This is a genomic window from Azospirillum halopraeferens DSM 3675, assembly GCF_000429625.1.
Classification (GTDB): Bacteria; Pseudomonadota; Alphaproteobacteria; order Azospirillales; family Azospirillaceae; genus Azospirillum; species Azospirillum halopraeferens.
Window position 1 is genome coordinate 1 of the sequence record NZ_AUCF01000006.1, and the last position, 13,471, is coordinate 13,471.

The 13,471-nt window shown below is 68.4% G+C and carries 13 protein-coding genes; 10 read left to right on the plus strand and 3 right to left on the minus strand.

Annotation, left to right across the window (positions count from 1 at the left end):
• Together G472_RS36875 and G472_RS40065 are read right to left on the minus strand one after the other, a co-directional pair.
• The coding region (locus tag G472_RS36875) for a heparin lyase I family protein (protein WP_051340565.1) at positions 1–1,356 on the minus strand (1,356 nt) is incomplete at its 3' end.
• Between the two features lie 386 nt (positions 1,357–1,742).
• Entirely contained in the window at positions 1,743–3,392 is a 1,650-nt protein-coding gene (locus G472_RS40065; protein ID WP_051340566.1) for a heparin lyase I family protein, read from the minus strand.
• Between the two features lie 552 nt (positions 3,393–3,944).
• Between G472_RS40065 and trkA the strand changes: the two genes are divergently transcribed.
• The 8 genes from trkA (at position 3,945) to G472_RS0107925 (ending at position 10,416) form a co-directional block, all read left to right on the plus strand.
• Positions 3,945–5,321 carry a Trk system potassium transporter TrkA gene (gene trkA, locus G472_RS0107890; protein ID WP_029007942.1) on the plus strand — a complete coding sequence of 459 codons (1,377 nt, stop codon included), beginning with the start codon at positions 3,945–3,947 and terminating at the stop codon, positions 5,319–5,321.
• Between the two features lie 41 nt (positions 5,322–5,362).
• Positions 5,363–6,226: a D-amino-acid transaminase gene (locus G472_RS0107895; RefSeq protein ID WP_029007943.1), complete on the plus strand. Its 864-nt coding sequence runs from the start codon at positions 5,363–5,365 to the stop codon at positions 6,224–6,226.
• Positions 6,223–6,933 (plus strand): HAD family hydrolase, encoded by a 711-nt coding sequence (locus tag G472_RS0107900; RefSeq protein ID WP_029007944.1) that lies wholly within the window; start codon positions 6,223–6,225, stop codon positions 6,931–6,933. Before G472_RS0107895 ends, G472_RS0107900 begins: the two co-directional genes overlap by 4 nt.
• Before the next feature lie 64 nt (positions 6,934–6,997).
• Entirely contained in the window at positions 6,998–7,246 is a 249-nt protein-coding gene (gene hfq / locus G472_RS0107905; RefSeq protein WP_029007945.1) for an RNA chaperone Hfq, read from the plus strand.
• Positions 7,247–7,298: 52 nt separating this feature from the next.
• Positions 7,299–8,555 (plus strand): GTPase HflX, encoded by a 1,257-nt coding sequence (gene hflX / locus G472_RS0107910; RefSeq protein ID WP_029007946.1) that lies wholly within the window; start codon positions 7,299–7,301, stop codon positions 8,553–8,555.
• Between the two features lie 89 nt (positions 8,556–8,644).
• The gene (locus G472_RS0107915; RefSeq protein ID WP_245593427.1) at positions 8,645–8,929 is read left to right on the plus strand and encodes a hypothetical protein; all 285 of its coding nucleotides are present in this window, start codon (positions 8,645–8,647) and stop codon (positions 8,927–8,929) included.
• A gap of 129 nt (positions 8,930–9,058) precedes the next feature.
• Entirely contained in the window at positions 9,059–9,607 is a 549-nt protein-coding gene (locus G472_RS39430) for a hypothetical protein (RefSeq protein ID WP_051340568.1), read from the plus strand.
• Complete coding sequence (locus tag G472_RS0107925) at positions 9,604–10,416, plus strand: inositol monophosphatase family protein (protein WP_029007948.1); 813 nt, start codon at positions 9,604–9,606, stop codon at positions 10,414–10,416. Before G472_RS39430 ends, G472_RS0107925 begins: the two co-directional genes overlap by 4 nt.
• A gap of 6 nt (positions 10,417–10,422) precedes the next feature.
• Here G472_RS0107925 and mazG read toward each other — a convergent pair whose 3' ends face one another.
• Positions 10,423–11,232: a nucleoside triphosphate pyrophosphohydrolase gene (gene mazG, locus G472_RS0107930; protein WP_029007949.1), complete on the minus strand. Its 810-nt coding sequence runs from the start codon at positions 11,230–11,232 to the stop codon at positions 10,423–10,425.
• A gap of 221 nt (positions 11,233–11,453) precedes the next feature.
• Between mazG and G472_RS31935 the strand changes: the two genes are divergently transcribed.
• Both G472_RS31935 and G472_RS36885 read left to right on the plus strand, forming a co-directional pair.
• Positions 11,454–12,632 (plus strand): OpgC family protein, encoded by a 1,179-nt coding sequence (locus tag G472_RS31935; protein ID WP_051340569.1) that lies wholly within the window; start codon positions 11,454–11,456, stop codon positions 12,630–12,632.
• Positions 12,629–13,423 carry a hypothetical protein gene (locus tag G472_RS36885; RefSeq protein WP_156927039.1) on the plus strand — a complete coding sequence of 265 codons (795 nt, stop codon included), beginning with the start codon at positions 12,629–12,631 and terminating at the stop codon, positions 13,421–13,423. The genes G472_RS31935 and G472_RS36885 overlap by 4 nt, the downstream gene beginning before the upstream one ends.
• The last annotated feature ends 48 nt before the right edge of the window (positions 13,424–13,471 follow it).

The window sequence follows — 13,471 nt, forward strand, 5'->3', positions numbered from 1 at the left end:
GTGCAGGATGGTGAGGTCGATGACGTCCTCGCCGGGCGCGAAGTCGAGCACCCGGTCGGTGCCCATGCCCAGCCCTTCCACCATGATGCGGTCGGCGCCGCTGCCGGTGACGATGACGTCCTCACCGAGGCCGGCGAAGATGGTGTCGTTGCCCTCGTCACCGTAGAGCGTGTCGTTGCCGGCCCCGCCGTAGAGCACGTCGTTGTCGAGGCCGCCGTAGATCAGGTCGTGGCCCTGGCCGCCGTAGATGGTGTCGGACCCGGCACCGCCGGCCAGCGTGTCGTCTCCGGCCCGGCCGTCGATGACGTCGTCGCCCTGGAGGCCGCGCAGCTTGTTGCCCCCGGCGTCACCCATCAGTACGTCGGCGAAGTTGGAGCCGATGACGTTCTCGATGCTGATCAGGCGATCGACGTTGGTGCCGCCGCCGTCCGCCCGGCCGGTGGCCAGGTCGATGTTCCAGCCGGATTTCTCGTTGGTCAGGTCGAGAAAGTCGTCGCCCGCACCGCCGTCGATGGTGTCCGGACCCGCGGTGCCGCTCAGCTTGTCATCACCGGCGGTGCCGGTGATGAAACCGGGAACCTGCGGGGCCTGCGGTGCCGAAGCGGCGTTGGGGGAGACCACCGTGGCGTAGCTGCCCGTGGAATCGGCGACGCGGACGTCGTCCACATAGATGGTGCGGCTGTCGGCACCGGTGTCCGTGCTGCTGCTCCACGAAAACTTGTACAGGCCGACCTTCAGGTACGGGCCGGCAGTGTCGACGTAGCAGGTGCCGCCCTTGAAGTCGACGACCAGCTTGCCGTCCTTGTACAGCTGCAGGAAGCCGTCGCCGTTCGGCGACCACTTGATGCGCCAGACCCAATCGGTCCATTTGCCGATGTCGTTGTAGATGGGCCCGAGATCGAACTGGTCGATGTTCTTGAAGCCTTTGGTGCCGTCGCTGGTGGGGTCCGAACGGATGATGAGGTTGAAATGCTCCTTGCCGTTCACCAGCCGGGTCTGCAGCGCCACCGGCGGGTTGCCGGCATCCGGGCGCGCGTGCCACTGCGTGATGATGGAGACGGAGCGATCCAGTTCGTTCCAGCTCTCGGGCATGTAGGTGCGCACGCCGTACCAGAACTCTCCGCCCATCTTGGCGAACATGCCGCTGCTGAAGTCGGGCGAGGGCAGCTTGTTGGGCTGGATCTCGGTCCGGTGCTTGTGAGTGTTCGAGCCGTAGTGGTCGAGCTTCAGCTCCACGGCGCGCTGGCCGGCGATATTGACGATGGACGAGGGGTTGCCGGAGTACTTGAACCCCATCGACGTGATGTCGGAGCCGGAGTTGAAGTTGGCGTTGAACAGAAGACCGGTGTTGGACATTACGGGCATCTCCAGTGTTTCCGGGCATGGAGAGAGCCTTGGGGTCGAGACCACCGGCCTCCGCGCCTGATCGGCGTCGGAGGGATTCAGGGGCGCATCGCTGCGTTCCCTGACCAACGGACGGCGCCGGGCTTCCCCTCCACTTGGGACTACGCCCGATGCCGGCCTCGACCAGCTCCGTTTGCGAGAGGAACCATACGACACCCACTTGTGGCGAATGTTGGACATATTTGCGTAAAACTTTACGCATATGCCGGCGGTCGGTCCTGCGGGGAAGGGCTATACCCTGATGGCGCCCGCGCCGGACACGGCAAGGGGGGCGGCGCCGCATCCCTGCAGCGCCGCCCCCCTGTCCCTGCGCGCGAATGCCGAACCCGGCTGCGCGGTTACCCGATGTGATCGAACGTCGCCTGGGGTTCCAGGAATACCGTTTCGCCGAACTGAAGGCTGCTTGCCATCACATTGTCCAGGATCGCGACGGTCTGCGCCGCCAGGGGACCCGCCCCGTCCAGGTCGAGCCGGATCTCCGTCGCGGCACCGGCCTGCACGAACGCCAGATACTCCGCCGTCAATTCCTGGCCGGTCGCCGCCCGGAAGGATGCGCCCAGCGGCGCCAGATCCAGCCGGTCCTCCCCGGGATTGAAGTCGGTCACCCGGACCATGCTGTCGGTGAAGGACTCGATGACGAACGTATCGCGCCCGCCGCCGCCGGTCATGGTGTCGAAGCCGAGGCCGCCCACCAGAACGTCGTCCCCCTCGCCGCCGTACAGGGCGTCGTTGCCCTGGCCGCCGAAGAGGACGTCGTCGCCCTGGCCGCCGAACAGCACATCGTCACCCTGGTTGCCGAAGAGGACGTCGTTGCCGAGGTTGCCGTACAGGACGTCGTTGCCCTGGTTGCCGTGCAGTTGATCGTGATCCTGACCGCCGTAGACGGTGTCGTCGCCCTGGCCGCCGTACAGGATGTCGTTGCCCTTGTTGCCGTACAGGACGTCGTTGCCTTCGTTCCCGTACAGGATGTCGGCACCGCCGCCACCGCTGAGCACGTCGTCGCCCGCGCCACCGCTGACGACGTCGGCACCCGCCGTCCCGTTCAGGCGATCGGCGCCGTCGGTTCCGTGGATGACGTTGGCGTCGGCACCCTTGGCGCCGTCGCTGCTTCCGCCACCGCCACCGCCACCGCCGCCGGCCGTGCCGTCGGTGTCACCGCCGACGACCGGAGCGGTCGGGGAGGAGGGCGCCTTGGTGTCCGTCCCGGCGGACGGCGGCGCCTTCTGTCCGGCCGTGCTCGACGGCGACGCAACGGTGGCATAGCCGCCGGTGGCGTCCGCGATGCGGACGTCGTCCACATAGATGGTGCGGCTGTCGGCACCGGTGTCTTTGGCGTTGTTCCACTCGAACTTGTACAGGCCGACCTTCAGGTACGGGCCGGCGGAGTCGACGTAGCAGGTGCCGCCCTTGAAGTCGACGACCAGCTTGCCGTCCTTGTACAGTTGCAGGAAGCCCTTGCCGTCCGGCGCCCACTTGATGCGCCACACCCAGTCCGTCCACTTGTTGATGTCGCCGCTGATGGGGCCCAGATCGAACTGGTCGATGTTCTTGAAGCCCTTGGTGCCGTTGCTGGTGGGATCGGAGCGGATGATGAGGTTGTAATGCTCCTTGCCGTTCACCATCCGGGTCTGCAGCGCCACCGGCGGGTTGCCGGCATCCGGGCGCGCGTGCCACTGGGTGATGATGGAGACGGAGCGGTCCGGTTCGTTCCAGCTGTCGGGCATGTAGGTGCGCACGCCGTACCAGAACTCGCCGCCCATCTTGGCGAACATGCCGCTGCTGAAATCCCCGCCGGGGAGCTTGTTCGGCTGGATCTCGGTCCGGTGCTTGTGAGTGTTCGAGCCATAGTGGTCGAGCGTCAGCTTCACCGCGCGCTCACCGCCGATGTTGACGATGGACGAGGGGTTGCCGGAGTACTTGAACCCCATCGAGGTGATGTCGGAGCCACTGTTGAAGTTGGCGTTGAACAGAAGACCGGTGTTGGACATTACGGGCATCTCCAGTGTTTCCGGGCACGGAGTTGAGCCTTCGGGTCGGGACCTCCTCCGGCCGCGCCGATCGGCACGGGCGGAGGGGCGCGGGCGGCGCCGATGCGCACCCCTTCTCATGCGGGTGGCGCACCGTCACCGTCTCCGGCCAACGGACGGCACCGAACCTTCCCTCCTTAAGGGGTTGCTCGTTCGATGCCGGTCCCGACCAGCTCCGTTTGGTGGAGGGACCTTACGCCAGGCAGTTGTGGCGAAGGTCGGACATAGTTGCGGAAAAAACTATGAGTTCCGGCCGGGGCCGGAGGTCCTTCCCCGCCGAACGGGCGGGGAAGGAACGGCGGGATCCCCGGCCGGCGGGGCGCCGGGGCTTGCGAAAGCCCCCTCGCGCAGATGTTGCGCCGAGCCGGTACCTCCAGTCCGTCCGTCCCCCGGGCCGCCAACCCGTCCCGCCCGCTTTCCCGCGTTGGCGGACCATGCGCTTGGTGGTAACGTCCACGGGCTTCGCCGGCCGTGCCGGGGGGCTTGGGCCAAGGCACACCCGGATGCGGGACCATGAAAGTCATCGTTTGCGGGGCCGGCCAGGTCGGCTCCAACATCGCGCGTTACCTGGCGTCGGAAGGCAACCACGTCACGGTCATCGACCAGTCGGCGGAACTGATCCAACGGATCGGCGACACGCTCGACGTGCAGGCGATGGTCGGCTATGCCTCCCACCCAGATGTTCTGGAATCCGCGGGGGCGACGGACTCCGACATGATCATCGCGGTCACCCAGGCCGACGAGGTCAACATGGTCGCCTGCCAGGTGGCGCATTCCCTGTTCAACGTGCCCACCAAGATCGCGCGCGTGCGCAACCAATCCTATCTCCAGCCGATCTGGGCCGACCTGTTCTCGCGCGACCACCTGCCCATCGACGTCATCATCTCCCCCGAGATCGAGGTGGCGCGGGCCATCGCCCGGCGCCTGCACGTGCCCGGCGCCTTCGACATGATCCCCCTGGCCGACGGCAAGGTGCGGGTGATCGGGGTGCTGTGCACCGACAATTGCCCGATCCTGAACACCCCGTTGCGCCAGCTCACCGGCCTGTTCCCCGACCTCAACATTGAGGTGGTGGCGATCGTGCGCAACGACCGGCCGATCATCCCCGGCGGCGACGACCAGATGCTGCCCGGCGACGAGGTCTATTTCGTCTGCGACACCCGCCATCTCGGCCGCGCCATGGCCGCCTTCGGCCACGAGGAGGGCGAAGCGCGGCGCATCATCATCCTGGGCGGCGGCAACATCGGCCTGTGTCTGGCAGAGGAGATCGAGGACAAGCATCCCCAGGTGTCCGCCCGCATCATCGAGGTGAACCGGGTGCGCGCCCAGTACGTGGCGCAGCGCCTGACCCGCACCATGGTGCTGCACGGCGACGCCCTCGACCCGGAGATCCTGGAGGAGGCCAACGTCCGCGCCACCGAAACGGTGGTCGCCGTCACCAACGACGACGAAGGCAACATCCTGGCGTCCCTGCTGGCCAAGCGCTACGGCTGCCAGCGAGCCATCACGCTGATCAACAAGACCACCTATTCGGCCCTGGTGACGCCGCTGGGCATCGACGCCATCGTCAGCCCGCGCGCCATCACCGTGTCGACCATCCTCCAGCACGTGCGGCGCGGCCGCATCCGCTCGGTCCATTCCCTGCGCGAGGGCTTTGCCGAGATCATCGAGGCCGAGGCGCTGGAAACCTCGGCCGTCATCAACACGCCGCTCAAGGACGTCAAGCTGCCGTCCGGCGTCATCGTCGGGGCCATCGTGCGCGGCGACGATGTGATCATTCCCCGTCCGTCCACCGTCATCAAGGCCAAGGACCGGGTGATCATCCTGGCGGCCGTCGGACAGGTGAAGAAGGTCGAGAAGATGTTCGCCGTACGGCTTGAATTCTTTTGATTTCCCTTCTATTCGTTGGCGCCGCAAATCAATGAGATGACATGGCTCGATGGGCTTACGTCAACGGCCGCTACGTGCCCCATGCGCTGGCGGCGGTCCATGTGGAGGACCGCGGGTTCCAGTTCGCCGACGGGGTGTACGAGGTGGTCACCGTGCTGGACGGCCGATTCGCCGACCTGGAAGGGCATCTCGCCCGGCTGCACCGCAGCCTGGCGGAGCTGCGCCTGCCGGCTCCGGCATCGAACCGCGTCCTGGTGTTCGTGATGGGCGAACTGGTGCGCCGCAACGGGCTGCGCAACGGATCGGTCTATATGCAGGTGACCCGCGGCGTCGCGCCGCGCGACTTCCGCTTTCCCCCCGCCGGCACGCCGCCGACGCTGGTGATGACCACCCGGTCGGTGCAGCGTTTTGCCACGCCGGAGCAGGTGGAGCAGGGGGTGAGCGTCATCACCATCCCCGATATCCGCTGGGGGCGGCGCGACATCAAGTCGGTGGCGCTGTTGCCCCAGGTGCTGGGCAAGCAGCGCGCGGCCGACGCCGGCGCCTTCGAGGCGTGGATGATCGACCCGGACTGGACGGTGACGGAGGGATGCTCCTCCAACGCCTGGATCGTGACGGGGCAGGGGGTGCTGGTGACCCGCGAGCCGGGCATGCGCATCCTCAACGGCGTGACCCGGCTCTCCCTCCTGCGGCTGGCGCGCGAGGGCGGCATCCCCGTGGAGGAACGGCCCTTCACGGTGGAGGAGGCCTACGGCGCGCGGGAGGCATTCCTGTCCTCGGCCGGCACCTTCGCGCTGCCGGTGACCCGCATCGACGGCCGGACGGTGGGCGACGGACGGCCCGGCCCGGTCGCCACCACCCTGCGGGCCGCCTATCTGGCCGACGCGGCGCGGAGGTCGGCATGACCGCCGGCCTGCCGGAGCGCCTGCCGCGCGCCGTCCTCTACGATTGGGACAACACGCTGGTCGACAACTGGGGGACGGTGCGCGCCGCGCTCAACCACACCCTGGTCACCTTCGGGCAGGAGCCGTGGAGCGAGGCCGAGGCGCGGGTGCGGATCAAGCAATCCCTGCGCGACAGCTTCCCGCGCCTGTTCGGCGACCGCTGGACCGACGCGCGGGACGTCTTCTACGCCCATTTCGCCGCCCATCATCTGGACCACCTGGAGCCCCTGCCGGGAGCTGAGGCGCTGTTGCGCCTGCTCGCCGGTCTCGGGATCTACCAGGCGGTGGTGTCCAACAAGAACGGGCGGTTCCTGCGCGCCGAGGCGGAGGCGCTGGGCTGGACGCCCTATTTCGGCCGCCTGGTCGGGGCCCAGGACGCTGTGCAGGACAAGCCACACTGCGCGCCGGTTCACATGGCGCTGGAACCGGCGGGTATTGCGCCGGGCGCGGAAGTGTGGTTCGTCGGCGACGCGGACATCGACATGGAGTGCGCGCACGCGGCCGGCCTGGTGCCGGTGCTGGTCGGCACGGCGGAGGGTGAGGGCTTCACCCGTTTTCCCCCGGCGCACCGGCACGCGACGTGCGATGCACTGTGTGGCTTGGTCCGAAGGATTGGTGATACCATATCACCCGAGCATCCGGCGAAACGCTTGAACGCTGGGGAATAGTGCGGCGCAGGGAGCGGGCTCTGAGAAGGAGCCCCAAGAACATCGAAGAAGGGGGCCTAATAATATGTCAGAGAAAAGCCAGAACGTCCAGGACGTGTTTCTTAATCATGTCCGCAAAAACAAGACTCCCGTAACCGTCTTCTTGGTGAACGGCGTCAAGCTGCAGGGCATTATCACCTGGTTCGACAACTTTTCCGTCCTGCTGCGGCGCGATGCGCATTCCCAACTGGTCTATAAGCACGCGATTTCGACCGTGATGCCGGCCCATCCCATCCAACTCTTCGAGCCGCCCAAGGAAGGTGAGAGCGACTGATTCTCCCGCCAACGGCGATGACCGGACGCCGCACGGCTCCGGTCGCGCCATCGTGGTGCACCCCGTTCTGCGCGACACCGGCGACGGTATCCGGCGCGAACCGGGGGCGTGCCTGGAAGAGGCCATCGGTCTCGCTCTCGCCATCGACCTGGAGGTGGTGCACGCCGAATGCGTGCGCCTGAACCGTCCCCATCCCTCGACTCTGCTGGGCTCGGGCACCGTCGAGCATCTGGCCAAGGTGGCGGAGGAATCCGGGGCCACCCTGCTGATTCTCGACCACGGCCTGTCGCCGGTGCAGCAGCGCAATCTGGAAAAAGGGGTCAAGGTCAAGGTCATCGACCGCACCGGCCTGATCCTGGAGATCTTCGGGGCGCGGGCGCGCACCCGCGAGGGTCAGCTTCAGGTCGAACTGGCGGCACTGACCTACCAGCGCTCCCGCCTCGTGCGGTCGTGGACCCACCTGGAGCGTCAGCGCGGCGGCTTCGGCTTCCTGGGCGGCCCCGGCGAATCGCAGCTCGAGATCGACCGGCGCCTGATCGGCGACCGCATCGTGAAGATCCGCAAGGAGCTGGAGGAGGTGCGGCGCACCCGCGGCCTGCACCGCAAGGCGCGCGCCAAGGTGCCCTATCCGGTGGTGGCGCTGGTGGGCTACACCAACGCCGGCAAGTCGACCCTGTTCAACCGCTTGGCCAACGCCTCGGTGTTCGCGAAGGATCTGCTGTTCGCCACGCTGGATCCCACCATGCGGCAGGTGACGCTGCCCTCCGGGCGCAAGGTGATCCTGTCCGACACGGTGGGGTTCATCTCGGACCTGCCGCACGGGCTGGTGGCGGCGTTCCACGCCACACTGGAAGAGGTGGACGCGGCGGACGTCATCCTGCACGTCCGCGACGTCTCCCACCCCGACAGCGAAGCCCAGCGCCGCGACGTGGAGACGGTCCTGCAGGAGATCGGCATCGACGCCGCCGGGGACGACCGGGTGGTCGAGGTGCTGAACAAGATCGACCGCCTGGACCCGGAGGACCGCGCCGCGGTGATCGCCCAGACCCGGCGCGACGATGGCCGCGTCGCCATCTCCGCGATCACCGGGGAGGGCATCGACGCCCTCGACTCTCTTCTCGACCGGCGCATGAACGTCGGACGGCAAGTGGTTGAGTTGTCTGTCGATATCCGCGACGGCGCGGCGCTCGCCTGGCTCTATGAGCGGGGCGAGGTGCTGGAGCGTCACGACGACGACGATCTGGCCCGCCTGCGGGTCGCGCTGGATCCTGCGGACCTCGCCCGCTTCGAGAAGCGCTTTCTCGGCTGATGACGGCAGGAGCGCGGCGGAATGCCGCGCTCCGCGTCCTACGCTTCTGCCGTTGGATGGCTTACGATGCTTCCATCGGGTGTTGGCAGATGCAGGAGGACGTCGTGGGCATGCGATTGCAGACCGATCCGACGCATTTTTCCATCACCGCGTTCCTTGCCGATCAGGTCACCCTGGTCGCCCGGCACGAGCGGCTGTCGCCGGGGGCGGCACTGCTGCGCCTTCGTGAGCTGTCGAAGGATCGTCGCGGTCGCGCCAGCCTGCTGGCCATGGTGTCGGCGGCGGAGCGGCAGGAGAACGATCCCGTCGAGGTCGGCAAGATCGTGGCCATCCGCCGTGAGATGAGCGCCTGGCTCGAACAGCCGGCGGAATAATCTCGGGCCGTCCGTCCGGGAATTGTCTGCTGCAACGTCCGGGATTTGTCAGTGGCGACCGGCGGGGGGGACGGCCATAATGCCGCCCGTCCGCCGCCGTTGTCCCGCCGAAGCCAGGCTTGTCCGTCCGTGCGCTCCCTCCGCGTCGTCTTCCCCGTCCTTCTGGTGTCCGGCACCCTTCTGACGGGCGCCATGGCGGCGTTCGGCCAGGTGCCGGGCGGATTCGCGGGCGATCCCGACGCGGACCTGCCGCCGCCCGAGGCTCCCCTGCCACCGCCGCCGCCGCGTTTGCCGGTCGCCCCGCCCACGCCGGTGGTGCTGGCCCCCGATGCGCGCGACCTGCTGGGGGCGTGCCGGGAGCCGACCTTCACCGATTGCTTCCGCCTCTGGGAGCCGCCGCCACCTCCGCCGCCACCCCCGCCACCGGCGGCTGCGGCACCACCCGCACCCGGCACGCCGCGCCAGCCCGCGGAACCGGGCGGCCTGACCGGCGGCACGCCGCCGGCACCGGATCCCGCCGCCGATCGGGCCACCTACGACGCCCTGGTGCGGGCGATCCGGGATGCCGGGCTGGACGGCAAGATCCTGTTGCCCGAACCGCCGGCCGACGGCAATGCGCTGATGAAGCTGAATCCGTCCGCCTCTCCGAACGCGAACAAGGCAGTCCCCCGACCGTGACCACGCCCGCACTTCCCGAACCCGACCGCGTCGACGCCATCCTGCGCGAAGTCGCCGAAGCCGACATCCTGCCCTATTTCCGCCAGCTCACCGCCGATCAGGTGCGGCAGAAGTCCCGGCAGGACGATCTGGTCACCGTTGCCGACGAAGCCGCCGAACGGTCGCTGACCCGCCGTCTGTCGGCCCTGGTGCCCGGCAGCGTGGTGGTCGGGGAGGAGGCCGTGGCGGCTGACCGCGGCGTGCTCGACCGGCTGTTCGGCGACGATCCCGTGTGGGTGATCGATCCGGTGGACGGAACCCTGAACTTCGCCTCCGGCCGCCCGGCCTTTGCGGTGATCGTCGCCTACGTGCAGGGCGGCGAGACGCTGGCCGGCTGGATCCACGATCCGCTGGGCCGGCGCACCGCCATGGGCGTGCGCGGGCAGGGCGCCTGGATGGAAGGGCGCCGGCTGAGCGTGGCGCCGCCGGCGGACGTCGGCTCCATGATCGGCGCGATCTCCACCCGGTTCTGCGACGACTCGCTCAGCCGGCGTCTGAAGGACAGGGTGCAAGCCATTGGCCGGACGTCGTGTCTGGCCAGCGCAGCCCACGAGTATCTGCGCCTGCTGGACGGCTCCTACCACTGCACCGCCTACCATCGGCTGATGCCGTGGGACCACGCCGCGGGCGTGCTGCTGCACGCCGAGGCCGGCGGGTACGCGGCGCTGGCCGACGGCACGCCCTATGCGCCCACCCGGTTCGGCGGCAGCCTGCTCATGGCCCCCGACGCGCAGAGCTGGACGCGCCTGCGGGACCACCTGTTCGGGTGAGCCCGGTCAGGTGCGGCCCGGCTCCTCGCTCTTGGCCCGGCGCCACTTCTCCTCCATCTCGTCGAGCGTCGCGTCCTCGGGCGTGCGACCGTCTTCGGCCAGCAGCGCCTCGATGCGGCGGAACCGCCGGTCGAACTTGGCGTTGGTGCCGCGCAGCGCCCCTTCGGGATCCACGTCCAGGCGGCGGGCCAGATTGACCAGGGCGAACAGCAGGTCGCCCAATTCATCGGCGATGCGCTCCCGGGCGGCTCCGCCGTCCATCTCGGCGCGCAATTCGCGCACCTCCTCCTCGATCTTGTCGAGGATGTCGCGCGGCTCGGTCCAGTCGAAACCGACGCGGGCGGCGCGCCGTTGCAGCTTCAGCGCGCGGGTGAGGGCGGGGAGGCCGGCGATGACTCCGTCGAGCGCCGACGGGGCACGGCCTTCGTCGGCGGCCTTGGCCGCGCGTTCCGCCGCCTTGTGATCCTCCCAGCGCGACGTCTGGTGCTCGGCGGTGCGGACCTCGTCGGCACCGAACACGTGGGGATGGCGCCGGATCATCTTGTCGGCGATGGCGCCCGCCACGTCGTCGAAATCGAACAGCCCCTCTTCACGGGAGAACTGGGTGTAGTAGACGACCTGGAACAGCAGGTCGCCCAGCTCCTCCTTCAGGGCCGCCTTGTCGTCCTGCTCGATCGCGTCGGCGACCTCGTAGGCTTCCTCAATGGTGTGCGGGGCGATGGTGCGGTAGGTCTGCTCCAGGTCCCACGGGCACCCGCGCTCCGGATCGCGCAGGCGGGCCATGATGGCAATCAGACGCTCGATGTTGCTGGCCATGTCACTCGCGGCGTTGCGGCGGCCGTAGGGCCGGCGGTCTGCCCCGACCTTAAACGAGGGTGGCCACCCCGGGAAGGGCCGGGGCTGACCGGCATGCCGCGGTGCGGTGGTGCGGTATTGCCATGGCCGCGCTATACCCCACATAGACAGGCGCCGAAGCGACGCTCCGCCCCGGACGGGGCAACGCGGGCGGGGCCGGCGATGACCCGAACGGGATGACGATGAGCGACGGACGAGTGTTCCTCCCCGCCGGTGCGGGGGCGGCCGATGGCCGCGACCTGCGCCTCGATTTCTTCCGCGGCCTGGCGCTGTGGTTCATCTTCGTCAACCACATCCCGGCCAATCAGCTCGCCTGGCTGACGCCACGCAACTTCGGGCTGAGCGACGCCACGGAGATCTTCGTCTTCATCTCCGGCTACACCGCCGCCCTGGTGTACGGGCGGGTTCACGAACGGGCGGGATTCCGGGTGGCGGCGGCGCAGGTGCTGCGCCGCTGCTGGACGCTGTACGTCACCTACATCCTGCTGTTCTTCGCCTTCACCGCCCAGATCGCCTACACCGCGCGGGTGTTCGACAACCCGCTGTTCAGTGAGGAGATGGGCATCGCCGCCTACTTCGCGGATCCGGTGCAGGCGCTGACGCAGGCGCTGGTGCTGAAGTTCCGCCCGGCGAACCTGGACGTGCTGCCGCTCTACATCGTGCTGTTGCTGGCGTTCCCGCTGATCCTGCCGGCGTTGCGGCGGCGGCCGCTGGCGGTGCTCGCCGCCTCCGCCGCGCTCTATCTGGCGGCTCCGCGCTTGGGCTGGAACCTCGCGACCTATCCCGAAGGCGGCGTATGGTTCTTCAACCCCTTCGCGTGGCAGTTCCTGTTTATTCTGGGCGCCGTGCTGCACCGTCTGCCGGATCTGCGCGCCTTCGTCACCCGGCAGAACGGCGCGGTGATGACGGCCGCGGTGGCCTGGCTGGCCATCGGTTTGTTCCTCACCCTGTCGTGGCGCATCGCCTATCTGGATTCGCTGGTGCCACAGTGGCTGGCGGAACTCCTGTACCCGATCAGCAAGACCGACCTGGATCCGCTGCGCCTGCTGCATTTCCTGGCCCTGGCGTACGTCACGGTGCGGCTGGTACCGGCCGGGAGTCCGTGGCTGGCGGGGCCGCTGGCCGCCCCCGTTCTGGCCTGCGGGCGCCAGGCCCTGCATGTCTTCTGCGTGGGGGTGCTCTTGTCCTTTGCGGCGCAGACGGTGCTGCTCCACATCGATGGTTCGCTATCCGCACAGTTTATAGTGACAACAGTTGGGATTGGCGCGATGGTGGTGCTGGCCCGCGTGATGACGTGGTACCAGTCTGCCGAGCGCGCGCACCGGGCGCTGCCGGTCGCCGCCAGGAAGTCGGAGGTATGAGGAGAGGAGCCGTCCCGACGCCACGCACCACCGTCGCATCCGCCGCCATCGCCGGCATCGTCGCCGCGGCGGCGTTCGGCGGGGCAGGGCAGGTGCGGGGGGCGGAACCCCCCGATGACGCCTGCGCTGTCCCGGAGCGGGTGCTGGCCGCCGACGGGGACCTGGTGCACGCCCGCGAGCGGATCGCGTCCGGGCAGCCGCTGGGGCTGCTGGTGGTCACCACCTCCAGGCAGCCTCCCCAACGGACGGAGGCGCTTTATCCCGCCCGCCTGCGGGATGAACTGGTCCGCCGGTTGCCGGGCGTGAGCGTCGAAGGGGAGGTGCTGAACCTGCCGGGCCACACCGCGTCCGGCATGGTGGCGCCGATGCTGACGCTGGTGAGCGCGCGCCGGCCGGCCCTGGTCGTCTGGCAGACGGGCACGGTCGAGGCCGTGCGCAATCTCGACCCCCTGGCCTTCGGCACCGCCCTGGCCGAGGGCGTCGGGGCCATCCACCGCATGGGGGCGGACGTCATCCTCGTGGATATGCAGTACAGCATGCAGACGGCGCAGCTCATCGATTTCACGCCCTACGTCGCCCATGTGCGCTGGGCATCGCAGAACTCCGCGGCGGTCCACTTTCCGCGCCACGACATCATGCGGTACTGGGTGGAGGCCGGGCGTGTCGATTTCGGCGCCGACTCCGAATCGGAGAAGCGCAAGTCCTTCGAGTTCGTGCACGGCTGCATCGGCCGGCTTCTCGCCGGGACCATCGCAACCCTGGTCACCGCGGACGCCACCGTGGCGCCCTGATCCCCGCTCGTCGGCCTGGATAAAAATCAGATAAGCATGATTATGGAA